At 44.3% G+C, this 24,825-nt stretch carries 14 protein-coding genes and 1 riboswitch; of the genes, 10 read left to right on the top strand and 4 right to left on the bottom strand.

Annotated elements, in window-relative coordinates; all coding sequences use genetic code 11:
• Positions 1–28: 28 nt before the first annotated feature.
• On the top strand, positions 29–979 hold the full coding sequence (locus ACE38W_RS17210) for an NAD-dependent epimerase/dehydratase family protein (RefSeq protein ID WP_375832525.1): 951 nt from the start codon (positions 29–31) through the stop codon (positions 977–979).
• Positions 980–1,055: 76 nt separating this feature from the next.
• Positions 1,056–1,159, top strand: a riboswitch (SAM riboswitch).
• Positions 1,160–1,331: 172 nt separating this feature from the next.
• Positions 1,332–2,501 (top strand): trans-sulfuration enzyme family protein, encoded by a 1,170-nt coding sequence (locus tag ACE38W_RS17205; protein ID WP_375832523.1) that lies wholly within the window; start codon positions 1,332–1,334, stop codon positions 2,499–2,501.
• A 7-nt stretch (positions 2,502–2,508) separates the two neighbouring features.
• Here the strand turns inward: ACE38W_RS17205 and ACE38W_RS17200 are convergent, their stop codons facing one another.
• The gene (locus ACE38W_RS17200; RefSeq protein ID WP_375832521.1) at positions 2,509–3,747 is read right to left on the bottom strand and encodes a dicarboxylate/amino acid:cation symporter; all 1,239 of its coding nucleotides are present in this window, start codon (positions 3,745–3,747) and stop codon (positions 2,509–2,511) included.
• 80 nt (positions 3,748–3,827) lie between these two features.
• On the opposite strand from ACE38W_RS17200, the gene ACE38W_RS17195 reads away from it, so the two are divergent.
• Together ACE38W_RS17195 and ACE38W_RS17190 are read left to right on the top strand one after the other, a co-directional pair.
• A complete protein-coding gene (locus ACE38W_RS17195) occupies positions 3,828–6,929 on the top strand; it encodes a TIM-barrel domain-containing protein (RefSeq protein WP_375832519.1) in 3,102 nt (1,033 codons plus the stop codon).
• A 273-nt stretch (positions 6,930–7,202) separates the two neighbouring features.
• Entirely contained in the window at positions 7,203–7,544 is a 342-nt protein-coding gene (locus ACE38W_RS17190) for a NirD/YgiW/YdeI family stress tolerance protein (RefSeq protein WP_375832517.1), read from the top strand.
• Positions 7,545–7,556: 12 nt separating this feature from the next.
• Here the strand turns inward: ACE38W_RS17190 and ACE38W_RS17185 are convergent, their stop codons facing one another.
• On the bottom strand, positions 7,557–8,504 hold the full coding sequence (locus ACE38W_RS17185; RefSeq protein WP_375832515.1) for a sulfite exporter TauE/SafE family protein: 948 nt from the start codon (positions 8,502–8,504) through the stop codon (positions 7,557–7,559).
• 198 nt (positions 8,505–8,702) lie between these two features.
• On the opposite strand from ACE38W_RS17185, the gene ACE38W_RS17180 reads away from it, so the two are divergent.
• The 6 genes from ACE38W_RS17180 to ACE38W_RS17155 all read left to right on the top strand — a co-directional run bounded on the left by ACE38W_RS17180 (position 8,703) and on the right by ACE38W_RS17155 (position 17,724).
• Positions 8,703–10,010, top strand: coding sequence for a hemolysin family protein (locus ACE38W_RS17180; protein WP_375832513.1), 1,308 nt, complete (start codon positions 8,703–8,705; stop codon positions 10,008–10,010).
• A 2-nt stretch (positions 10,011–10,012) separates the two neighbouring features.
• Entirely contained in the window at positions 10,013–10,876 is an 864-nt protein-coding gene (locus ACE38W_RS17175; protein ID WP_375832511.1) for a pirin family protein, read from the top strand.
• A gap of 182 nt (positions 10,877–11,058) precedes the next feature.
• Entirely contained in the window at positions 11,059–11,670 is a 612-nt protein-coding gene (locus ACE38W_RS17170; RefSeq protein WP_375832509.1) for an RNA polymerase sigma factor, read from the top strand.
• A 94-nt stretch (positions 11,671–11,764) separates the two neighbouring features.
• Positions 11,765–12,784, top strand: coding sequence for a FecR family protein (locus tag ACE38W_RS17165; RefSeq protein WP_375832507.1), 1,020 nt, complete (start codon positions 11,765–11,767; stop codon positions 12,782–12,784).
• 114 nt (positions 12,785–12,898) lie between these two features.
• The gene (locus tag ACE38W_RS17160) at positions 12,899–16,129 is read left to right on the top strand and encodes a TonB-dependent receptor (protein ID WP_375832505.1); all 3,231 of its coding nucleotides are present in this window, start codon (positions 12,899–12,901) and stop codon (positions 16,127–16,129) included.
• Positions 16,130–16,140: 11 nt separating this feature from the next.
• Positions 16,141–17,724 (top strand): RagB/SusD family nutrient uptake outer membrane protein, encoded by a 1,584-nt coding sequence (locus ACE38W_RS17155; protein WP_375832503.1) that lies wholly within the window; start codon positions 16,141–16,143, stop codon positions 17,722–17,724.
• Positions 17,725–17,791: 67 nt separating this feature from the next.
• On the opposite strand, the gene ACE38W_RS17150 is transcribed toward ACE38W_RS17155, so the two are convergent.
• Both ACE38W_RS17150 and ACE38W_RS17145 read right to left on the bottom strand, forming a co-directional pair.
• Positions 17,792–21,412 carry a DUF6443 domain-containing protein gene (locus tag ACE38W_RS17150; RefSeq protein WP_375832501.1) on the bottom strand — a complete coding sequence of 1,207 codons (3,621 nt, stop codon included), beginning with the start codon at positions 21,410–21,412 and terminating at the stop codon, positions 17,792–17,794.
• Positions 21,413–21,434: 22 nt separating this feature from the next.
• Entirely contained in the window at positions 21,435–24,707 is a 3,273-nt protein-coding gene (locus ACE38W_RS17145; RefSeq protein WP_375832499.1) for a hypothetical protein, read from the bottom strand.
• Positions 24,708–24,825: the final 118 nt, after the last annotated feature.

The following is a 24,825-nucleotide window of genomic DNA, read 5'->3' as shown; positions in this document are numbered from 1 at the left end:
ATCTAAACTTGTATTTCAAACCCGTACTATGTCTGAACAGAACAACCGTTTACTTTACACTATCCTGGGTGCAGGCGGTGTCATTGCCAATGAGCTTACTTCCCAACTGGCAGCTGCCGGTCAGCGTGTAAGACTTGTTAGTCGTAATCCCCAATCATATGCAGGTATCACCGATTTGGTGGCTGCAGATATCACTGATGCCAGTCAAACCTTAAATGCTGTAAAAGGATCTGATGTTGTGATCCTTTGCGCCGGCCTTAAATATGATATTAATGTTTGGTCTGTAGCGTGGCCAGCGATTATGAACAATGTAATCAATGCCTGCAAGGCCAGTAATGCCAAGTTGCTTTTCTTCGACAACGTATATTCGTATGGGTTAGTAGAAGGGCAGATAGTGGAATCATCTCCTTACAAGCCATTGAGCAAAAAGGGAGAAATCAGAGCAAAAATTGCTACCCAGCTGATGGACGAAGTAAAAGCAGGGAATATCACGGCTACTATTGCCCGTGCTGCTGATTTCTATGGCCCGCGTGCTGATAAAACCGGTTTTCTGAACCTGTTGATCATCGATAAATATGCGAAAGGTAGTACTGCCATGTGGATTGGCCGCGACGACATGCCGCATAGCTATACATATACGCCAGATGCGGGCAGGGCTATGCACCTGTTGCTGCAAGACAATAGCTCCTGGAACCAGGTATGGCATCTGCCTACAGCGGCGCCGGCGCCTACAGGTAAGGAATATATTGCGATGATCGCCGATGCCATGGGAGTGAAGCCTAAATATATGAAGTTGAATAAATTTATGCTGACGCTCACCGGTCTGTTCGACAAGCAGATTAAAGAGATGGTAGAGATGTTATATCAGAATAACTATCCATATCATTTCAATTCTGAGAAATTTGAAAAATATTTCCATATGGCCCCAACCCCTTACCAGCAAGGGATTTTGGATACTATTGCTGCCCAGAAAAAGTAGAAGTCTACTGATTTTGTAGGAAATAAATTTGGAGAATTGAAAATGCGTCCTATCTTTGCATCAGTTCTTTAATAGTTGCTTATCAAGAAAGGAGTAGGGACATGGCCCGACGATACCTTAGCAACCTTCACACTGTGAAAGGTGCTGCATCCATCCTCGCCACGCGAGGGAAGATAAGTCAGATACAAGTTTTACTAATTTTCTTTTAGATATAAAACTCATCTGGCTACAGATGAGTTTTTTTTATTTAAACCAATGCCCAACGGCAATGGTATAGACCTCACCTTGCATCTCTCCTGATAGTATACTGCAAAAAAGAACCCCTTTTATTCATCTCAAAAATCAACGACCAATGAGTACAATCACACAATTGATCCATTCTCTTCCAGTAGATCCGCAAACAGGCGCCATTGCAGTTCCTATCTATCAGACGTCCACTTTTGTTCAGGAAGCACCAGGAGTAAACAAAGGTTATGATTATGCACGTAGTAATAACCCAACACGAGAAACAGCGGAGAAAATTATTGCGGGGCTGGAAGGAGGAGCAGGCGCATCTGCCTTCAGTAGTGGCCTCGCGGCAATAGATGCAGTGATAAAATTGCTGAAAGCCGGCGACGAAATCATCGCTGTAGATGATATCTATGGTGGCGCTTTCAGACTGTTTGATAAAGTCTATAAAAAGTTTGGTATCAATGTTAATTATGTAGACACTGCCGATGTTACAGCTGTGTTCAATGCTGTTACACCTTCTACCAGGCTCATATGGCTGGAAACCCCTACCAACCCAACGTTGAAGATCTCTGATATAGAAGCGATCGCGAAAATTGCGAAAGCGCATAATATACTTTTGTGCGTCGATAATACCTTCGCATCGCCGATCCTGCAGCAGCCGCTGGCGCTGGGCGCCGACCTCGTCGTGCATAGTGCTACCAAATACCTCGGTGGCCACAGTGATCTGATTGCCGGTGTAGTCATCAGTAAAACAGAACAACTGGCGCAGGAAATTAAGTTCTATCAAAACGCTTGTGGTGCAGTATTGTCACCATTCGATAGCTTCCTGCTGATACGCGGTATAGAAACCTTACCATTACGTATACGCCAACACGTAGAAAATGCGCAACATGTAGCTGAGTACCTAGAACAGCATCCTGCAGTAGATAAAGTATTCTATCCAGGTCTGACCTCACACCCTGGTCATGAGCTGGCAAAACGCCAGAGCAAAGGGTTTGGTGGAATCATTTCTTTTACCCTGAAAAACGATACGGCAGCAGGTGCTACTGCATTCGTTACTGCTACTCAATATTTCAAACTGGCCGAAAGCCTTGGTGGTATTAAAAGCTTACTCTGTCATCCTGCAGCGATGACTCATAAATCCATCCCAGACGAAAAAAGAAGGGCTGCCGGTGTTAGCGACAGCCTGATTCGATTATCTGTAGGACTGGAAGATTATCATGATTTAATTCAGGACCTGGAGCAGGCATTTAAAAAGATACCGGCAGGATTGACTACCGTCAATGCCTAAACGAATATCAGGTAAGACCCGTTTCAGCGGAAGGGACGGGCTTTTCCAACCTGCCTCGTAAAAAACGGGTGGTCATCATCGCCGCTACATTGTCGCCGGTGCTATTCAAAATAGTAGCCAGCGGATCTACCAGCGTACCAATGATAATCATGGCAGGCAAGGCTTCCAGCGGAAAGCCGTATATGCTCATCATCAGCATTTCACCCACATAACCACCATTAGGAATACCGCCTTCCACAATACTGACGATAACGGTAATGCCTAACGCCATCAGAATTGTGTGTGGGTTGTCGAAACCTTTTCCGTACATACCAAATACCACGGCCATTTTCACGATGGCAGAAATACTGGAGCCATCTTTGTGTAAGGTGGCTCCCAGCGGTATCACAACATTGGCAATATCATTAGGGACGCCCATTTTAGGTGCTGCTTCGAGGTTTGCAGGGATGGTAGCAATACTGCTGCCTGTACCCACAGCGGTGAGCATGGGCACTACATTGTTTTTCCAGAAGATGCGAATGCCCGGAAACCCGCCGGCAATAAAGGCGTATAGTGTGAAACCAGTGATCAGGTAAACTATGCCCACTATATAATATAGTCCCAGTGAATGGGCATAAGTACCAAATAATTGTGGCCCCACCGTGCCTACCTGGCAGGCGAAGTAAGCACCAAGGCCAATAGGGCCAGCCTTCATGATTACATGGAGGATCTGTTTCATTACCTCATTGCCAGAATGCAGGAAGTTACGGAATGCTTGTCCTGTGGCGCCTGCGCGCATAGCGGCAAAGCCCGTGATCACAGAAAAGATAATAAACGGCAACATGTTTTTCCTGGACAGTAGTTCATAAAATTCGTTTACTGTCAGGAGTCGGGTGAGTTGTTCCCCTAGATTGCCCGGCTGACCTATGTCGCCACCCGGCTTGGTCAATGTGATCACCTGATGAATAGGGAAAATAGTAACCGTTATCATGGTGAAGATGGCCGAGATAAGGAGTGTAGCCAGGAAGACCAGCGACATCACGCCTAGTATTTTGCCCAGCTTTTTACCTGCGTCTACTTGTGCGATGGCATCTGCGATAGCAAAAAATACAAGCGGGATAACAGCAGTAAATAATAAATTTAAAAAGATTTCGCCAATAGGTTGGATGATCGTTACCTTGGAACCCCATACCAGGCCTGCAATACTGCCTGCCATGATGCCACCCAACAACCAAATAACACTGCGATAGCTACGGATAAACCCCATAAGATAGTTTTCTAAATACAATTTATGCCGGAATTCTCAATTATGATCAGTAATTTTAGCTCCGTTATATTTGGTGAACAATGAAAATGAAATCTATCAACTCCCTGATAGGAGCTGCTGCATTGACGGCGCTCTTATCTGTTTCTGCTATTAAGGCCGATGCGCAATACCGACTGCGCTTCCATGGACCCAGCAATTTTGTTGAACTGAACGGTAAAGATCTGAAACCGCCTTACACGGTAGAATGCCTTGTGAGCCGAGATAAGGTCAGCACCTATTCTTCCCTGCTTACCAGCAGCGACTATGAGAGTGGTATTCGCCTGGAGCAATATAACAATACCAATAAAATTGGTCTGACCAAAAAAGGTAAGTTCGACGTGTTGTTTGATTATGAACTGCCGGTAGGAAAGCTCACACATCTGGTACTAGTGGCCGATAGCGCACATACTTCTCTGTATATTGACGGTAAGTTTATACAAACGATCGATAAAAGCATTCCTCTACCTTTGTCCCAGATAGGTCTGGACGGTGATGGCTTTGGTACCCTGAACGCTACCGTAGACGAGATGCGTATGTGGGATACAGAGCTGGATGCCGCTACCATTGCACGCCTCGCATTTAAAGAGGTGAGTGACAAAGATCCGCAATACAATCACCTCTTACACTATTATAAATTTGATGAAGGCAGTGGCAATGTAGTAAAAGATGCCAAAGGCACGCTGAATGGTAAGATATTCCTGGCTACCTACGAAAAGGTTTATCCGTTGGATGTTGCCATCACCAGTGTGGTAACGCCACAAAACGGAAAGCAGGCATTTTCTTCACAGGAGCCATTAACCGTGCGTATTACCAACCTGGGCACACAGGCTGCTACGGCCGATTTACAGGTGAAATATAGTATTGGTACCGGTGCTGCTGTAAAAACAGTCACTGTTCCTTTACGTAATAACCCGCTGCCACCTTATTCTTATCGTGATATCCTGCTGGAACAGGCAGATCTGCATAGTAAAGGCATCTGGCCTTTGCAGGCCCAGGTAATACTGCCGGGAGATGAAAATGCTGGTAATGATACCCTGCATACCCATCTGCTCCTGAAAAAAGTACCGCTGGCAAATGTTACCAGTCTTCAACAATTACCAGGTCATCTACTCTTTAAATTAAATAATGCCGACGTTAAATTACAATGGCTGCAACCAGATGTATATCGCCTGCAGGTGAGTACCGACGGCCAATTTGCAGACGCTTTCAGTAATGGTATCGTGGTGTGGAACGGAGATAAAGCCATTCCTTACCAGGTGAAAGACAAAGGGAAGTTCTATGAAGTAACTACAACAGCACTTCAGCTGCATATCGATAAAGTTCCTTTTCGTATAGCCGTTTACGATAAGAAAGGTAAACTGGTATCCGAACAAACAGAGCCTATCAGTTTAGGTGAACAAGCCACAGAGGCAATCCGCAGAGGAAAAGATGATTATTTCTATGGTGGCGGTATGCAAAATGGCAACTTCTCTCACCGCGATAGCATTATTCCTATCCGTAATAACTTCGGTAACTGGGGCGCCAACACCACTTCTAATCCTGCGCCTTTCTTTATCAGCACTGCCGGTTATGGTATTTTCAGAAATACATTCAATAAAGGGGAATATGCTTTTAAAGATACCGTGCAGCTACAGCATGAAGGCTATGAGTTTGATGCATATTATTTCTTCGGGCCAGGACTTAAAACCATGTTGGACCAATACACCCATGTAACAGGAAGACCTTTTATGGTGCCACGTTGGGGACTAGAATTTGGTGATGCTGATTGCTATAATAAAAAAGGAGTTACCGGAGATGTGATCAACAAAGTAGCCAAAGTTTATCGGGAGAAAGATATGCCAGGTGGTTGGATATTACCTAACGATGGCTATGGTTGTGGATACCAGGGACTGGATACCGTTGTACAACGTTTGCATCAGTTAGGGTTTTATACTGGCTTGTGGACAGAAAACGGTGTTGATAAAATTAAGGATGAAGTGAGTCGCCTGGGTACGCGTGTGATGAAACTGGATGTGGCCTGGGTAGGACCAGGTTATAAATGGGGCCTTGATGGCAACCGTGCTGCTTTCGAAGGAATTGAAAGCAATGCAGATGCCAGAGGTTTTATCTGGTGTGTGGCCGGATGGGCAGGTACCCAACGTTATGCCACCGTGTGGAGTGGCGACCAGAGCGGAAACTGGGAATATATTCGTTTCCATATCCCTACTGTGATTGGTAGTGGCCTGAGTGGCTTTAACTACGCTACCGGTGATGTAGACGGGATCTTCAAGGGAAGCGCAAAAACGTATGTGCGTGATATGCAATGGAAATGCTTTACCCCGGTGTATATGTCTATCAGCGGTTGGGCTAAAGAAAACAAGCAGCCATGGACTTACGGTGAGCCATATACGAGTATTAACCGTCACTACATGAAGCAGAAGATGCGCCTCACACCATATATGTATAGCTATTGCCGCGAAGCCTATGAAACAGGAACCCCTGTTTGTAGAGCGATGGTATTGGAATATCCAAAAGATACCACTACCTGGGGCCATAGCACGCAGTATCAGTTCATGAGTGGCGAATACCTGCTGGTGGCGCCTGTATATAAGGATGAAGAAAAGAGAGATAGTATTTATCTGCCTGCTGGCGTTTGGACAGACTTCGACAATGGCGATACTTACGCAGGTGGCCAATGGCTGCGCGACTTCAAAGCGCCGCTGGAGAAGCTGCCGGTATTTGTAAAAGCAGGAGCAATCATTCCTAAATACCCTGAAATGTTGTATGATCGCCAGCATCCAAAAGATACGCTGACGCTGGAAATATATCCTGGAGCTGCAGGGCATTTCAGATTATACGAAGATGACGGCGCTACGCTGGCATACAAGAAAAATAACGCTTTTGCCTATACGAACATCTCAAGTCTGGTGAACGCTGGAAAAACAACCGTAAATGTAGCTGCAACCACTGGAAAATATGCCGGTCAGCTGGAAAGCAGAACATTGAAACTGGAAGTATTTCGTGGTAAGAAGCCAACGAAAGTAATGCTCAATGGGAAAGTAATCAATAGCTGGACATACGATGCAACCTATAAGAAAGGTTGTGTTTTCGTAGATGCAGGCACGGTAGATATTCGTAAAGCACAGCAGCTGACAATAGAGTAAATCCGCATCCATCCATTAATAACACCAGGCTGGCACCTTATGGTGCCAGCTTTTTTTTCTCGCAAAGGAGCAAAGACCTGCGTTTTGTTATTATGTAAGCGTATCTTTTTTTCCGCTTAAACAAAATAATATAATCCTTTGCTGCTTTGCTACTTATGCTCCTTTGCGAGCCGCAGGCGGAGCAACAGCGCCGAAGGCCCTTTCTCTGCGCGATTTGCGGGCCGCTGAACATTTTATTCTGACAGCTGTTTAGTGTTAGCAAAATCCGCTTCCATGAAAAGTCTGCTGTTCATACTTTCTGTCATCGCTGCTGTTGCCTTTATACCACCGCGGCAGAACCAGCAATACACGGTAGGAGAGGTGATCCGAAAAGCCAGGCAGCTGGATAGAGACAGTACCACCGTTAGATTAACGGGGTATGTGGTGAAGAAACAGAGCGATGGCTGGTATCTTTTTGTAGATAAAACGGCGGAGATCAAAGTGAATATTGAGAATCAGTACCTGCCTGTGAAGCCATTGGATGATCGTATAGCCGTGGTCATCTATGCACTGGTCGAGTATGAAATAAACAAGCCTGTTACACTAAAAGTGAACAGGCCAGTAACGGAAGAATAAATGGTATTGGTTTTAAATAATTTTAACAGCGAAGCCGTAAATACTTTTGAGGCTGGCGAGTATAACAATCACTGCCACGGCGATCATAATAGTTTTAGCAGATATTTTATTTGAAACTTTTGCTGCAATGGGAGAGGCCAGCGCACTGCCTATCACCAGGCCGGATACCGCGTCCCAGTGAACATGCGATAATACCGTTACAAAGGTGAGAGAACTGAGCATGGCAATAAAAAAGCGGCATAGTTTAACCGTTCCTAATGAAAAGCGAGGATGACGGCCACCTGCGATCAGCGAAGATAATACGATAGAACCCCAGCCGCCGCCGCCAATAGCATCGATGAAGCCGCCGAAGAAACCCAGAATACCGATTCTTTTAATCTTTTTGCCCTGTTGCACTTTAGCTCTGCGTGCCTGTATGGCACGTTTCAGGATAATGGTTCCCAAAATCAGTGTATAAAGCGAAACAACTGGTTTAGTATAGGTAGAATAATGTTCGAGAGAAGATAAGAGATAGGCGCCAATTACTGCTCCGGTGATTCCTGGAATAATCAGCATTTTAAATAGCTTTTTATTGATGTTACCCATTTTGAAGTGCATCCAGCCGGCAATGCCATTACTGAGGATTTCGGAGATATGTACTGCCGTACTCGCAGAAGCAGGCGGAATACCCATCGACAGGGAAAAGGTAGTGGAGGTGATGCCATAAGACATGCCAATGGCGCCGTCGATCATGGCGAATATGAATCCTGCTATCAGGAAATAATAAAAAGTAGCCGGAATTTCCTCCGCGTAGGCGCGGAAGGCAGGGGTATGCCACCATATAGTTCCCAGAATTGCCAAGAGGAGGATGACAGCAGCAGACCACCATAAGAAACGATTTTTTCTGGGGGATGCCGGCAAAACCGGTGCTGTTGTTGGTTCTATGGCGCTCGGTACGACTGTTGAAACTACTTTCTCCATGGATTTTTCCTGTCTATTTCTTCACAAAATACATAAACTCTACGAAAATAGTAGACTAGTCGGAAAAAATAATAGCTGCATTATTGGCGTTATGGTTATTTGTAATATGAGGAGGCGGATAATAACCTGTCAAAAATACCGTAACGTATAAAAAATCATTTACCTATATTTGGGCTTGCGAACCAATTTACCCACATAATGTTTCTACAAGTTCTCGGAACTATTATTCTTGTTTTATTAAATGGATTTTTCGTCGCGGCAGAATTTGCCATTGTTAAAGTACGATCTTCACAAATAAACAGCGCTGCTGGTGCCTCCACACAGGCTACCAAAGCGGCAAAACACGTATTGAGCAATCTCGACGGCTACCTCGCCGCCACACAGCTGGGCATTACCCTGGCTTCCTTAGGTTTGGGTTGGGTTGGGGAATCAGTGGTAACTACACTGGTCCTGAACTTCATGGCAGCCATCGGATTGTCGATCACAGAAAGCGCGGCACATGCCATCGCTATTCCTATTGCATTCTTTATCATTACCGTATTACATATCGTATTTGGTGAGCTTGCTCCTAAGTCAATGGCTATACGTAAACCGCTGCCAACAACACTGGCAGTGGCTATGCCACTGCGTTTTATCTTCGTCATATTCCGTCCATTCATCTGGATGCTGAACGGACTCGCCAACAGTATCCTGCGCCTGTTCGGGTTGCAACCTGCCGGCGAATCAGAAATACATTCTGAAGAAGAGCTGAAACTCATCATCTCCGAAAGCCAGGAAGGTGGCGCCATCGAAGAAACAGAGCGTGAGCTGATCCAGAACGTATTTGAATTTGACGACAGCCGCGTGAAAGAAATTCTGACACATCGTAAAGATATCTCCGCACTGGACATCTCTCTGCCATTTGATCAACTGGTAAATCAGGTGATCACAGATGGTTATTCCCGTTATCCGGTTTACAGCAACTCCCTCGATGAACTCAAAGGGGTGATCTATACCAAAGATCTCGTAAAAGCGGTGCATGAAAATAAACTCGATAACATCGCCGAGATTCTCAAACCGGTATTTTATGTACCGGATAGTATGAAGATCAAAGACCTCCTGCGTACTTTCCAGCTGCAACGCCTGCAAATGGCAGTTGTTACTAACGAATTTGGTGATACAGAAGGTATCGTTACCATGGAAGATATCCTGGAAGAACTGGTAGGTGATATCCAGGACGAACATGACCACGAAGCACCTATCGTAGAGAAAAAAGATGATCTCACCTATATCGTTAATGCCCACGAAAACCTTTCGGACATCAACGAGTTCCTGCCTGTTCCATTGCCGGAAAGCGAACATTATGAAACGCTGTCTGGTTTAATAAACTACGAACACGGGAATATTCCTAAAGAAGGAGAGATCCTTCAGATCGAACATTACGAGGTATTAATACTGAAAATGTTCCGTAGCTCAGTGGAAAAAGCCCGCCTGAAGTTATTGCCTGAACCATCTCAAAACAGCTGATAATGGAAAAGAAAATACTGCATGTGCTGGAAGGCCGTGAGAAACGAATCACCGATACAGAAGTGGTACGCCAGTCGCTCCCAACAGCGCAGTTTCGTTTTGCCAATCCTTTTATTGTAGTGCATCATATGCCGGCGAAGTTCTACGCAGCCGGCTCTCCTGAAGAGCGCCTACATCCGCATCCGCACAGGGGCTTTGCACCGGTAACGTTTATGTTGCAGGGCCAGGGCTTCCACCGCGATAATGCCGGCAATGCCATGACAGTGACCGCAGGCGATGTGCAGTGGATGTTTGCCGGAAAAGGTATCCTGCATAGTGAAGGTCCTTCCGAAGAATTTCTCCAGGAAGGCGGTACCTACGAACTATTACAACTCTGGTTCAACGTACCTGCTGCTCATAAATTTGAAAATCCTTACTACCAGTATATTAAAGGAGAAGATATGCCACACGTGGCTGCCCATCCTGGCGTACATCTGAAACTGGTAGGCGGCGAATATGAAGGCAAGCAAGGTCCTCTGCAAAACTTTACACCTATCACTGCTATATGGGGCAGTCTGGATGCGGGGGCTGCTGTATCACTGCACGCTAAACGCGATTACTGGACGCTGCTGTATGTAGTAGATGGTAATGTATTGGTGAATGGCACCAGCGTTAATGGTTATCACCTTGTCATTTTTGATAAAGACGATCCTAACGCCGACGTACATATTCAGGCCACAGAAGCCACCAGGATACTGTATCTCAACGCGGAGCCTATCAACGAACCCATTGCCGCCAAAGATAATTTTGTTATGAATACCAGCGAGGAAATAGAACAGGCCTTTGCCGATTATAAAAACGGCTTGTTCGGCACCCTCGAAAAATAAATCAAAGAATAAAGTTTACTACCTGTATAAGTACTCCGACTAAAATTATTATCTTGTTGATAAGACCATCGAGTAGGACCTAGTGAAATAAAGATTTATTAATATAACTTTTTAGCCAGGAACTGTACTTTTATCCATGATTTTATCAGGCCATCTGTTGATGGCAATTTATCCTTTCTGTTTTGGAGAACTATCAGGTAGTAAACGAATCTGCGCTGTGGAACAGTGTCATTGCGGGCGAGCAGCCAGCATTCAAAGCACTGTATGAAATCTACGCCGACATCCTCTTCGCTTACGGTAACAGATATACGGCCGACAGAGAAATTATCCTCGACTGTATCCACGACCTCTTCATCGATCTACATCAATACCACCATAAATTAAGTCGCAGTGTAAATATTAAATTTTACCTGCTGGCCGCTATGCGTCGCAAACTACACCTCACCCTGAAAAAGAATGCCAGGGTGAAACTAATGGCCGATATTTCTCTTTTTACACTTAATTTCCAGTCGGAATCTATACAGTCTTCCATTATCGCCAACGAGGAAGAACAAAGACTGATACGCCTGCTGGCCGATCAGCTCAACCAACTACCCGCCCGGCAAAAGGAAATCATCTATCTGAAATATCACTGTGATCTTACTTACGAAGAAATCGCTGCAGTGATGGAAATTGAGATTGCCACCTGTCGTACCTTGGCCTATCGCGCCATTAAACAAATGCGCGAGTCATTGGAAGGTACGTCTGTAAAGGTTTTTGGGGCTTTACTGTTGCTCTTGCTCACAGACATCTAAAAAAAATAAAAAATATTTCTCCAACATCGTCTATAAAAAATAAAACGCGCTCTCTTATATATTAATGGACCTATTTGAAAACAGTGAACAGGATATGCGCATAAGGGCTATCACCCGGGCTGCTGGTAATGAACACCTGACCGGCGCCGAAAAAGATATGCTATGGCAGCGGATAGACGTTGGCATGAAGCAGAAAAACAAACGCATCTACCTGCAATATATATGGAAAGCTGCTGCAGTTATACTGTTGCTGCTACTACCATTATTTTACTGGCTCAGGCCTTCGGAACAGCCAACCATCCTGCGTTTTGCCAACAATATGCATAACAACGCACCAGATACGCTTACGGCTGTACGATTAATTCTCAGCAACAACAAACAGGTACAGGTAGCGCAGGCAAAGGCGGTAATCAGCTACCAGTCTGCCAATACAGTAACGGTAAATACCCAACAGGTACAGCAGGACGCTCATCAGGGCGGCTTCAATACCCTGCTGGTGCCTTACGCTCATACCGCTGAACTTACATTGGCAGATGGTACACATGTATGGCTGAACGCCGGTTCCAGACTGATATACCCGCCAGCATTTAATAAAACGGAACGCAGTGTGGTGCTGGAAGGAGAGGGTTATTTTGAAGTAAGTAAAGATGCAGATCGTCCATTCTATGTATATGCTGGCGATTCAAAAGTAAAGGTGCTGGGTACCTCTTTTAATATCAGCGCTTATAAAGATGATCAGCAACAGCAATTCGTTTTATGCAGCGGTAGTATCGCTGTTGAAACGGGAAAACAGGCAGCATTGCTTAAACCCGGGCAAATGGCCGTAGTGGCCGATGGGCAGCAAATCGATGCCGGAATGGTGCCAACCGAAATGTATACCGCCTGGAAAGATCATCACCTGGTAGCCATGCACACAACATTAGAAGAGATTTTAAAGAAACTATCCAGGTTTTATAACAGAAAAATTACTATTAATTCAACCAAAGGCAGTGAAACTTTTTCTGGCGATATCGACCTCCATAATAATATGGACGATGTGCTGAAAAGTATTGCTGAAGCCACTTCCATGCGATATGAAAATATTTCAGGTAACATAATATTCATTAAACCATAGCCATTTCGTAATTCCATAATCAGGATGGTAACCACGGCCGGGTTATCTACTGGGATTGCTATGCCTATTCACGGGCACCTATATACGATTTTCTTTAACACACAAAACAAACGTATGCGAAAACTTTACGTTGCATGGCTGCTATTGCCCCTGCTTACCGTTATTGGTATGTATAGTGCCGCTGGCACCCAGAATGGCCAGCTGCTGGTTAAATTAAAGAATGCGCCGCTATCAGAATTATTCCGCCAGATCCAATCACAAAGCGAATGGCGATTCTTCTATAAAGATGATCTGGTTGCAGGTTCCGATAAAATCACCCTCTACATGCATGCCAATATCACAGATATATTGGATAAAGGATTAGCATCTACCACCCTCGGCTATACGATTACTGGTAAGCAGGTCACCATTGTGCCCAAAACACAAATGCCTGCCAGGCAAAGCAAACAACTTTCTGATGATAGTCTGGTATTGGTGAAAGGCCGTGTGTACGATACACACGAGCCGCCACAAGGACTTCCAGGTGTTACCATCAAACAAAAAGACGGCGCTATCGGCACCACCACTGATCCGGATGGATATTTCAGTATCCGTGTACCACGCAATCATCCCATTATTTTTTCTCAGATTGGCTATCTGCCACAGGAATATATGGTGCTGAATACCAACAACGGTCTTACCATCGCGCTGAAAGAGAATGTTTCCAAGCTGGATGAAGTAGTGGTAGTGGGTCTTACAGAGCAGCAACGTAAACATATAGCCAGCTCCGTTGCTACGCTCAATGTAGCATCGGCGTTAAACGGAAAACCGGTGACCACCATTTCACAGGCGCTGCAGGGGGGGATTACCGGCTTACAGGTAAACCAGAGCAGTGGCCTGCCAGGTGGTGATGCCGCCGTAATAAAAATCCGCGGTATCAGCACACTCAACAACTCTAACCCACTGGTACTTGTGGATGGTGTGCCGATGGATATGAATTATATCGATCCACTCACCATTGAAAGTGTTACCGTACTTAAAGATGCTGCCGCCGCCGCCAGCTATGGCGCGCGTGCAGCCAATGGCGTTATACTCGTTACCACCAGGCGCGGTGTTCCTGGAAAAGTGAGCGTGATGTACGACGGTTATTATGGTATACAATCACCAACAGTTATGCCTGATCTGGTAGATGCGCCACAGTATATGCGCATGTACAACGAAGCACAGGTAAATGCCGGCAACCAACCCTTCTATACCGAAGACGCCATACAAGCCACCATCGCGGGTACCGATAAAGTAAAGTATCCTAACACCAACTGGCAGGACCTGATCGTCAATAAAAGAGCACCCATCAATAGTCAGTCGCTCGGTGTTAGCGGCGGTAATAACATGGCCCGCTTTGCACTCAATATCAACTACCAGGACCAGGAAGGAATGATACCTTTGTCCAGGTCCAGAAAATACAATGTACGCGCCAATACTTCTGTCTCTCTCAGTAAAAAATTATTGGTAAACATCGATGTACTGGCGATCAAAAGAAATACCTCACAGCCCAACAGGCCCAATGGTACTGGTGGAAACAGGATATTGGAAGATATATACCGTGTGCCGCCTACTATTCTTCCTAAATATCCTGAACCTAAAAACGGTGTAGATATTTATGGGAGATATGCAGATATCGTTAACCCACTGGCCTATGCGGAGAAAGGCGGTATCCGTAAAGGAGAATACGGACAATCAAGCATTAACCTGCAACCACGCTGGGAAGTATTGCCCAACCTGTTTCTTCGTGGACAGTTCAGTTTCAGATTGAATAGTGACATCACCAACGATACCCGCGACAACTATAATTTCTTTGATTACTATACAGGGCAGCTATTGCAGACCTGGACGCAACAACGCGCCAATAAGTTAGCAAGAACGACTTATTACTATCTTGGCGCCAATGCGGATTATACGATCGATAAAAATGATCATCACCTGTTTATAATGGCAGGCTATTCCCAGGAAGAAAGCAATGGTTCCGGACAATCATCTTCCTCTGATGTAACAACAGTAAGCATATGGTCTATTTTATCTGCATATGCCAAAGCAAATTATTCTTATAAAGATAAATACCTGCTTGAGCTTACCGGCCGAACAGATGGTTCTTCCAAATTTGGTCCCAGTCATAAATACGGCTTCTTTCCTTCTGCAGCAATCGGCTGGAACGTAAGCAAGGAGCCATTTATGCAAAGCATCAGGGCAGTGAATAATATGAAGCTCAGAGCTTCTTATGGCAGACTAGGAAATGAAGGTATTGATCTCTATCAGTACCAGACTACTATTAACAACAGCAGTGGCGTAGAAGTGAGTAATGGTAACCCTGACATCAGCTGGGAGTCTGTAAATATGCTGGATATCGGTATGGATCTCGCTTTGTTTGGCAGTAAGTTGGAACTGGTAGCAGATTACTATAGTAAACAAACTACTGGCATGATTCTGTTTCCACAATTATCTTATACTGGCGGCTTTGAGGCCGCAGTGCCGGTGAATGCCGGAAAGGTTTCCAACAAAGGCTGGGAAATTTCGCTGAACTATAATGCGCAACTTACCAAGGCTATTAATATTTCTGTACGTCCGGGTATTACCTTCAATCAAAACAAGATTCTTGCCCTGGAAGGTGGTTCGAAAGTGACCACTACTAATATCAATGAAGTGGGCGGTGCGATCAACAGCTGGTTTGGATATAAGACAGCAGGATTACTACAGGCATCTGATTTTGATGCCGCCGGAAACCCACTGATACCAATGGTTGCAGGGTCTAAGCCCGGAGATATTAAGTATGTAGATAGAAATGGTAATAAGATTATCGATAGTGATGACCAAATGCGTATAGGCAATCCCGTGCCTACCACTAATTATTTCGCCAACTTCCGCATTGCCTATAAAAATTGGGACCTGGAGTTCATGTTCCAGGGGGTCAACAAATGTGATGCGGTATTACAGGGCATGCTGGCATTACCGCTGGATATGAGTAAAGACGGGGGCGTGCCAACGAAATATTATTCTTCCAGGTATTGGACGCCAGAGCGTACCAATGCTATGTTTCCACGCTTGTCTGCAGCACCGGCCAACAGCAAATACTCTTCAGATTTCTGGTTTGAGAACGGTGCTTACCTGCGTCTGAAATATGCCCAGCTGGGATACAATGTTATCTCTGATGGCCTGAAGCGCAGAGGTATCAGTCGTATCCGCGGTTATGTAAACGCGCAGAATGCCTGGACACTGAGCTCCATGAAGCTGATGGATCCTGAAAGCCAGGGTAACCAATGGACTTACGGTGTGATGCAGACATTTATTGCTGGTATTAATGTTCAATTCTAAAAACTTACAACATGCAGTATACAAATCGCTGGATGCTTATTATAGCTATACTATTTTTGACAAGTTGTGAGAAATTCCTGACGCATGATGACCCTACTTCCGTGACAGATGCTACATGGTGGAAGACGGAAGCCAATGCCACGGGGGCTTTGGGGTCCGTATATGCGGGACTGCCGGGTGGTAGTGATGGAAGGCAGCTGATGTTTTTATCAGCGCTGAGTGATGAGGCGGTGGCCAGGCAGGATACCAGAGGTGCATACGAGCTTTATGCTAAAGGACTACAGAATAGTACCTGGGATGTAGCCTTGATGGTATGGAGAGATGACTACAAAGACATCCGCAGGGCATGCCGCTTCCTGGAAAACGTGGACCGTTGCTATATGGACTCCACGTTGAAGGAACGCTATAAAAACGAAGCCCGAGCGATGCGTGCCTATTACCATATGGAGCTGCTGATGTTTTTTGGTGGTATTCCTATTGTAACTACCGCTGTGGAACCGCTAAAGAGTGATCTGAAGCGGAATACAGAGCAGGAAGTCTACGATTTTATTGTGAATGAGCTGACAGCATGCGCGCCAAATCTGCCTGCCACGTATAATAGCAATGAAGCCTGGCGTATATCCTCAGGCGTATGTTATGCGTTAATCAGCAAATTAGCCCTGTTTTACAGTAAATACGACCTGGCGAAGTCAAGTGCCCGTGCTGTGATAGATCAGGGCGTATATAGCCTGTATAAGACCTCCAACGCAAAAGCCAACAGTTATGCAGAGCTATTTACCTATGCAGGAGAGCTGAACAAAGAGCGTATCTTCTTCAAAGACGGTGGATGCAGCGGGGCCTGGAGCACGTTTGCACCAGCAGGGGTAGGAGGGAAAACAGTAGTTTCACCGAGTAATCTGGTGATAGATAATTTTGAAACCTTACAGGGCAAAACTTTATCAGAGCTGCCTGCCGACTCACAGACTATCTATCATAAAACGCCGAATTACAAAAATAACCGCGATCCGCGTTTGAGCGCCGCCGTATTACTGCCCGATCAGGTATACCAGGGCGATACGCTGCGCCCTTTTGCCAGCACCGGCAGCGATAAAATTGGCCTACAGTTTTCTACCAATACCGGTTTCTGGGTGAATAAATACCTGGACCCTAAAGATAGGAATGCAAGCTCCAAAACACTGGACTATATGATCATCCGCTATGCGGAGATCCTGTTGAATTATGCAGAATCTTTGGTGGAGTTGGGAGACTGGCAGAATCCTGACGTACTGGGATATATCAACCAGATACGTAATCGTGCCGGTATGACAGCCGTTGATCCTGCAAAATATAATTCCCAGGAGGCAGTACGTGCACTGATACGCCGCGAACGTATGTCGGAACTGTGTTTTGAAGGAGCACGTTTCTTTGATATCCGCCGCTGGAATATTTTTAAAGATGTTATGAAAGGAGAAGTATATGGGGCTGTAGATCCTGGCACCGGGCAACCTACACCGGTGGAAAGCAGGAACTGCGACCCATTAAGAGATGTACGTTTCCCTATACCTATGAGTGAAATACTGGCCAATCCTAATATGACACAGAACGACAGGTATTAAGCACTTACCATTTAACCTTAAATAAACAACGGGTGACTCAAATCAATTGAAGTCACCCGTTATTTATTTAGTTAGATGCAGGCAACATTAGCACACTACGTATGGCATTTGCTCCCATGCTTCTGCCCTGTAATACATTCACTGATGGTACTGCATTGGGGTTAAATGGTGTACTATATCCTGCTGGTTTATTGAATTGGTAGTGGTAAGGAGAGAGGTATTCCTGGAATTTATCGTGCTTACGGAATTGTAAATACCGACCAACCTGTTGATCATAGAGGGATGTCTTGAAATCGTACCACTCCAGGCTGCCACCATCTATAAACTCACCCCTTTGTAATTCCCCATTCATAAATTTTTTCTTGTTCTCAGGATAGTTCGTTCCTTTCAAAGCATTGCTGCTAATGCCTTCCATGGCTAGTCCCGAAGGATAATAATGCGTTACCTCCAATAATGGGCCGGTGATAAGCGATACTGTGATGTCATCAAAGTATAACTGCTGCGAACTTTCATTACTTGGAAACACATACAGATAGCCACTTTTGGAGACTACCATTTTTTCTGTACCCAATTGTTGTATTTGGTCAGGAATAGATTTTACCTGTTTGAGGCCACTACCATCTTCTACCATTTTAAACTGATCATCAAAGTATATATAATTCAGGTAGGCTTTGGGCGTGAGAGGATCATAATGTTGATCAGTACTGGATTTCAGTCGTTCATAATTCGTTGGTGTAAGGTTGTTCGCTATCAATGGTGGCTGATCAGCAAACATGTTTGTGTGGCTGGCATTACCCCCCGCCTGAGCTGAGCCACTTTGTAATACCTGGTTTAACAGCCCTGACACTGGCGACAACAGATTGTTTTTCTTTACGGCAGCACTTTTATAAAAAGCATTTGCCCCAATTTGGACGGTATCTCCAGCCATCACGCGTAATACCAAAGAAGGCCCCGTTTTTCTGTCTTCCGGCTTGCCGGATAACAAAGCTACAAACTCATTTTTCTCTTTGCCATTGCTGGCAGGGTATCCTGGCGGCTTAGCACTACGTGTAGCCGAGATGTTACTGAAAGTATTTTCTTCTCTGGCCGCATTAGCAGTTTCCATACTGGCGCTATAAAGACTGGTATCTGTTTGCTCTGTTAGTATTACCCTTACATTATCCAGCTGGTCTTTTTCAAAGTAATCATAGATATAGGTAACCGGTTGGCCAGACTTCGCTATCACGCGTATACGACCTTCTTCATGCGTAATGGATTGCAGGGTGTCATTCCTAAATTCGAGATCGCCCAAATAGCCTATGGTGGTATATTTCCCGGCGCCGGTATAATCTGTGACTGCTTTTTGTAATTTATTTCCTTTAGCATCATAAGTGTATACTACATATCCTTTTCCCCACATATAAATAGAATCTGGCTGATCCAGGTAATTATAGCGTAGCACCTGCGTCAGTTTATTCATATTGAGATATTGATTACCGTTAGCATCATAGTCGTGGTCTTGTTGCAGATCAGTATTGGCTTCTTTAAAGTCCCCCAGTGTGCTGAGCGGATTATTCACTCTGTCAGTTACATAATATAGCTTATTGCTGTTGAAAATGTATTCATATTTCAGGCTGTCTATAAATATGGAAGACGTGCCCGAAAGTCCCTTCTGTGTTAGCGACAGGATATTGCTATTAACATCGTATTTTATGCCGCTGACGGTATAGTCAACCAAACTATTGGACCAGCTGCTGCCTGCATCTTCCTGTAAAAAATCGGCACGTAGTAAATTATCTGTTTTACTATACTTGAAATCATATTTACGTAAGATGTTATCATTGGCGGATCGCCAGATGGAGCCAGCAATATTACCATTATACTGCCGGTTGATGTAGTTAACACTAGTGATGGCAGAAGTAGTATCATCGTAGCCAAGCTCGAAACCAAAATAGTTGCCGGTACCAATGCGCAGGTATTCTTTGTTCACTCCTTGGGGCCAGCCTTGAATATGATAGTAATACTTTATGCTATCGAGGTTGTTACCCAGCGTTTTGCTAATGAGCTGACCAACACTATTGTAGCGCAGCTGCACGATTGTTTTCAATGATCCCGAATCATTAAGTTGTTTATCTATCTGTGTTAGATTTCCGATGCCATCATAATATCTGACAGTAAGAATTTTGAGTTCTGGTGTAACTGTACTTTTAGGATTCCTGTAATGGTCATAGGTACTTAATACCTTACCTTCATAATCATACCGAATACTTTTGATATCGACACCTCCGTTTATGTTTTTGGATACCTTCTGAATTAATCTGGTCTTATCATCATAATAGTAATAGGCCGGAAGATTTAAGGTGCTATCCAATACCGTTGCGCCGTCAAGGTATTTCAAGTCAACAGTATGTTTTGAAGCCGTGCTTACAATATCAGGAGAGGTGCTGTTACCGTTTTGCAATTTCAACATTTCAGCAGGAACAAATACTAATAGCGGGTCGACGGCAACACCACTGGTTGTATATACATTTTGTGTCGAACCAACTGCTGGCGTGAAGTCTGGCGATGGTATAAACAGATTCCCAACAATCGAATCATAGATATAGGCGTTTACTTTTTCCTGCATAGCATTACGGGAATTGGTTGTTAGCCATAAGCTGGTGCCAGTAATTTTACCAAAAGCATCATAGGCATAATACAACCATTGTCCTTTTGCTAAAAGATTGCCATCTCTTTTATAAACCATTCTGTCCTGTGCATCGTATACCATCTCCACAAGCCCAACTCCGGGTTTTTTCTCTCTGATAATCCTTCCTCTGGCATCATAATCATAAGCATAGCAGTAGCCTTCTTTTATTCCGGGAATGCTGTCTACTGTCCATAAAGGGCTCTTGCGTCTCAACTGGTTGGATGCACCTGGAGGCATTATATAACGGAGGCGGTTGAAATCATCATATGCATAATGGGTATCCAGTGCCACTGTATCTGCATATTTTCTTCTGGTAATAAGATTATAGTCAATATCATAAACATCAATCGTCTGATTGCCCTGCGGGTCTGTCGTAATAATTTTATGTGCCTCCAGCGGTACCATTAAGAAGGCGGTAGGTACAGCACCACTGTCGGAAGTAATTGTCCAGTGTACTTGTAAACTATCGCTGATGGGAAAGCCAGACGCTATCAAAGAAAAATTAGTATTGGTAGCATGTCCTCCGTACGGGTTCCAGTTTGCGCCAGGGCCACCCACCGCCTGTAGATTGTTCAGAGGAGAATCCTCAAAGCGTAATACCTTAATTGGAAGATTATCTTTTGCAATATTCACCACGGTGGTATTGGAAGGGTTGTAGAACGTTCGTTGGTCCTGGTAAGCAGTTGCTCTGAAACTACCATAGTTACTGCTATTCAGATCAGTATAAGGTAGAAAGATCTGGATATTGTTTCCCTGGTTATCAAAATAGAATGGTATTATCATATCTTTTAAATCAGGACTCCCTTGTACCATAACTTTTTGCAATGGTCTTCCTACGCCATCAAAATAAGTAACTGTGCTGGACTTTTGATCTGCAGATAATGCGTCTACAGCAGCTTGATTAGTGATGCCGGGAACTTTGATGGTAGTCTCTACTATAAAATTATTGCCTGTACTTAACTGGCTAAAAGCCGGACCTACGTATAAAATCAGGCATATGATGATCAGTATTCGTTTCATACAAACAGATTGTGGGGGGTACTTAATGTGGGATGTCTACAGGTATGCCAGGACCATAGTTATATTTATAATTCTTCAGGATACTCTTATTTTCATCTCTGATATTTACCAGTCTGTTTAATCCATCATATTCATAAAAGAGAATGCGGTCATTGGCTGAATTGCTACTTGTCATGCCTGTCAGCGGATCATAGGTATAACTCTTAATGTCAGCAATGAAATAGACATAGCGTAACTCGTCTATAATAGTGTTGTTGCCAGTGAGTTGAACATTTCCATCAGCAGGATCGAAACGATATTCGTAATATGTCCAACCATTCCGTGAAGGTCCTGTAAAAGTAGGTGAAATGGTTGCAAGGCCCTGTTTCACCCCGATGTTACCGCTATATAGCCAGAAGGAAAGCCTCATGGTGACCCGCAGGGCAGAAGCGGGAATCAGGATCATGCCGCCCGTAGGAATTACTGCACTCCTATGCCCGGAATATGCAATAGTATCCGTGATCGTATAGCCGCTTATCTGAGTGCCGTACCAGGCTTGCCCATTATCTTCAAAATTATAGTACGCTGCATGTACACTATTTCCGCCGGTCATTTCCGCTACGGTGTAACTGTTGTTATAACCACGCAGGTATCGGGTGATGGCGCTTGCATGTTTTTGTTTGGATGCCAGTGCGCCATTTTTATAAGTGTAATAGACTTGTGGTTTATACGCCGGGTCAATGCTTAGGCCGCCTGCAGTCAGTGTTGATTCCTGGAAGCTAGTGATGGGTGTTTTGGATTCAATAGCTAGTTGTTTTACTGGTAATAAATCGGCGCCGTAATAATTAATTGTACCACTGATCACTCTCTTTTCAGTGCCAACAAAAGGGGCACGATATTGATAAGACTCCACTTCCGCACTCAGGTAATTTTTGGATTGCATTAACGGAATACCCGCGTCATTAGGCCCTGTTGGCCCTGTGTAATCAGCGATATACTTTTTACGGGTGAATTCATTTATGCGATACCCAAATCGATTAATAAGGGTAGGATAGATATGTGCCGAATTCCCATAAGTATATTGGGTAGTAATTTTGAGCAATTGGTTCGTGAAATCATCGGCGCGCAGCTCCTCCTGTTTAGAAAGATATTTTTCCTGAGACTTAAAAACATAGTTATTGGCTTTTAGCAGTGTGGGATAATTTCTTGAATCAATGCAGCCCGCGGGTAGTCCCTGTAATATTGTGTATCCTTTATACAACGGATTTCCGACGGAGTCCTGCGTTTCACACCATAGCACCTGGTTGGTCTGCGTTAATATTGGCTTTACCTGTGTAGTTAAGAACGAGTCTTTAGTATTGATGGTATAGGTATTGGATAATTGATATCTTAATACACCAGGACGGTTATAGAATTGCAGCAGAATTAAGGCTCCATTGGAGATGTCTTCATCAGCAGTAATGATATTTCCCAACTGATACCTGTATAATGTTCTCCCATGTGTAAAGGGTAGGCGGCCATCTACCAGGATTTCCGAGACTTCTGAATAACCGATATGCATTCCTTGAAAAGCACCAAGGCCAAAAGAACCATTTGCAGTAACTGTATAATTGGTCTGGTTTTGAAGATAATCACCTGAAAGACTGTCTAGATCCCGGTTTTCATAGGAGGAGGTTACGAGGTATGCGGGAAATGTTTCATCTGATTTACCACTTATTTTGTTGAGATTCCAATCATTGAGATAACTATAAGATTTTATTTTGCCAAACATGCCGGGGATATATGGTAGGGCATATTCAGCAATAGTTTTAATTCTAACACCACCTAATGTCCGTATGGATTGATTCTGATTTAAACTGCTGTGTAATTCGTATTCTAAACTGGTGTAACCGCCAGTTGGATAAATAATTTTGTTGATCATGGCATAGGATGATCCAGTGAGATCCGGTTCCCTGTTAGCATTTCCGCCTATTATGCTATCCGCTGGGTTTGCAGGGTTGTTGATTTTTACATTTGGAACTAAAGATGAATTATTGGCGCGGTTATAAAATCCCCAATGGTCAATACTTTTGGAGAATCTTTCCGGCATAGCGGCGTCCATATTGTAAAAGAACTGATAGGGCGGAGGTGATGCAATATCTTGTTTTACCGTAAGTTCCTGTAGGCTGTCGAGCCTCAATCGCTGTTTGGTGAAACTATTAGCATTATTGACATAATTGCCATATCCCAATCTGAATTGCTTTACCAATCGGGATTTGCCACCAATGGCATCGTATACCGCAATGGTATCCAGTTGGCGACCACCAACAGAATCGATATTGGGTGTAGCTTTCAGGGAAATATAGGCAATGAGACTATCATCCCGGATCAGAGATATTTTTTTTAGAAATTTTCGGGTACTGTAGGTAAATGGCCCCGTATATACGTTACTGTTACTATCAATGGCATGAATGACTATCATGCCACTACTGTCGTAATGCTTGATAGTAGCGTAACTCCGGGAAACGGCGGTGTTATTTGTATTTTGTATATCGATGGGATATTCCGTAGTAGAATCGTAATCGAATCGTATTTGTTCATGACCGTTAGCCGCGACGATACTGGTGAGATACCAGCTTGATATATAGTGATATGTACGAACCATAGCCGAATCAGGGGATGGGTCATATGGTAGTTCCATGCGGCTGAATTCCTTATCTGCAAAGCGGTAGCGGGTGCCTTTATCATCTGTCACAAATATACCGCTGGAATCAAACTGAATGTTCATCATATTTCGCATTTTCGTAACTATCTGGCCACTGGGTGTAACAATAAATTTTCCGGTATAATTGTCGAAGTTGTAATAATAATGATCCGGCTCCATTTCCACAACGCCTGCTTTTATTTGCCCTAATGTGTCTTGCTGGGAGAAAAAATTGCTGGTCGGAGGAATATTCAGTGTGGCATAATGTTGATCATCTGGATTGCCACGTACTACTCTGGTGATCACCCCTCCTGCAAACAGTGACCAGTTCTGGCCTACCCAGGTAGGTGCATCCTGTGGTCTGAAGCCGCCGGCATCAAAATGCAAACTCAACGCGATGGAGAGGTTATTACCCTGCAGTGTATAAATAGGAATGGCAATGTCGGGCATGCCGGTATAAAGGCTTACCGGTGCATTGCCATATTTTCCAAGTTCGGCAGCTTCCGGCGCTGGGGAGATGATTTGTCTTGATCTGAGTTCAGCCCTGGCTACCTGCATACTCAGGGGAGGCGTTAACTGAGCATAGGCGGGCAAACTACAGAAAAGTGATAACAGCAAGTACAGTTTTTTCATCATACAGGAATTTAGGAGATCATATTGGGGGATATCAGTGCTACATCTATAGGAGGATCAAATCCTGGCTTGTATGCTTAAACTTACAAACTATGACTGCAAGTGACAGGCAGGCTAT

This window comes from Chitinophaga sp. Hz27 (assembly GCF_042263525.1).
GTDB lineage: Bacteria > Bacteroidota > Bacteroidia > Chitinophagales > Chitinophagaceae > Chitinophaga.
The sequence above is the reverse complement of the archived record's forward strand: the minus strand, read 5'-3'. Positions and strand labels throughout refer to the sequence as shown.

Coding starts and splice junctions, on each gene's coding strand:
- ACE38W_RS17210 (WP_375832525.1), top strand. CDS start 29: ATGTCTGAACAGAACAACCGTTTACTTTACACTATCCTGGGTGCAGGC.
- ACE38W_RS17205 (WP_375832523.1), top strand. CDS start 1,332: ATGAGTACAATCACACAATTGATCCATTCTCTTCCAGTAGATCCGCAA.
- ACE38W_RS17200 (WP_375832521.1), bottom strand. CDS start 3,747: ATGGGGTTTATCCGTAGCTATCGCAGTGTTATTTGGTTGTTGGGTGGC.
- ACE38W_RS17195 (WP_375832519.1), top strand. CDS start 3,828: ATGAAAATGAAATCTATCAACTCCCTGATAGGAGCTGCTGCATTGACG.
- ACE38W_RS17190 (WP_375832517.1), top strand. CDS start 7,203: ATGAAAAGTCTGCTGTTCATACTTTCTGTCATCGCTGCTGTTGCCTTT.
- ACE38W_RS17185 (WP_375832515.1), bottom strand. CDS start 8,504: ATGGAGAAAGTAGTTTCAACAGTCGTACCGAGCGCCATAGAACCAACA.
- ACE38W_RS17180 (WP_375832513.1), top strand. CDS start 8,703: ATGTTTCTACAAGTTCTCGGAACTATTATTCTTGTTTTATTAAATGGA.
- ACE38W_RS17175 (WP_375832511.1), top strand. CDS start 10,013: ATGGAAAAGAAAATACTGCATGTGCTGGAAGGCCGTGAGAAACGAATC.
- ACE38W_RS17165 (WP_375832507.1), top strand. CDS start 11,765: ATGCGCATAAGGGCTATCACCCGGGCTGCTGGTAATGAACACCTGACC.
- ACE38W_RS17160 (WP_375832505.1), top strand. CDS start 12,899: ATGCGAAAACTTTACGTTGCATGGCTGCTATTGCCCCTGCTTACCGTT.
- ACE38W_RS17155 (WP_375832503.1), top strand. CDS start 16,141: ATGCAGTATACAAATCGCTGGATGCTTATTATAGCTATACTATTTTTG.
- ACE38W_RS17150 (WP_375832501.1), bottom strand. CDS start 21,412: ATGAAACGAATACTGATCATCATATGCCTGATTTTATACGTAGGTCCG.
- ACE38W_RS17145 (WP_375832499.1), bottom strand. CDS start 24,707: ATGAAAAAACTGTACTTGCTGTTATCACTTTTCTGTAGTTTGCCCGCC.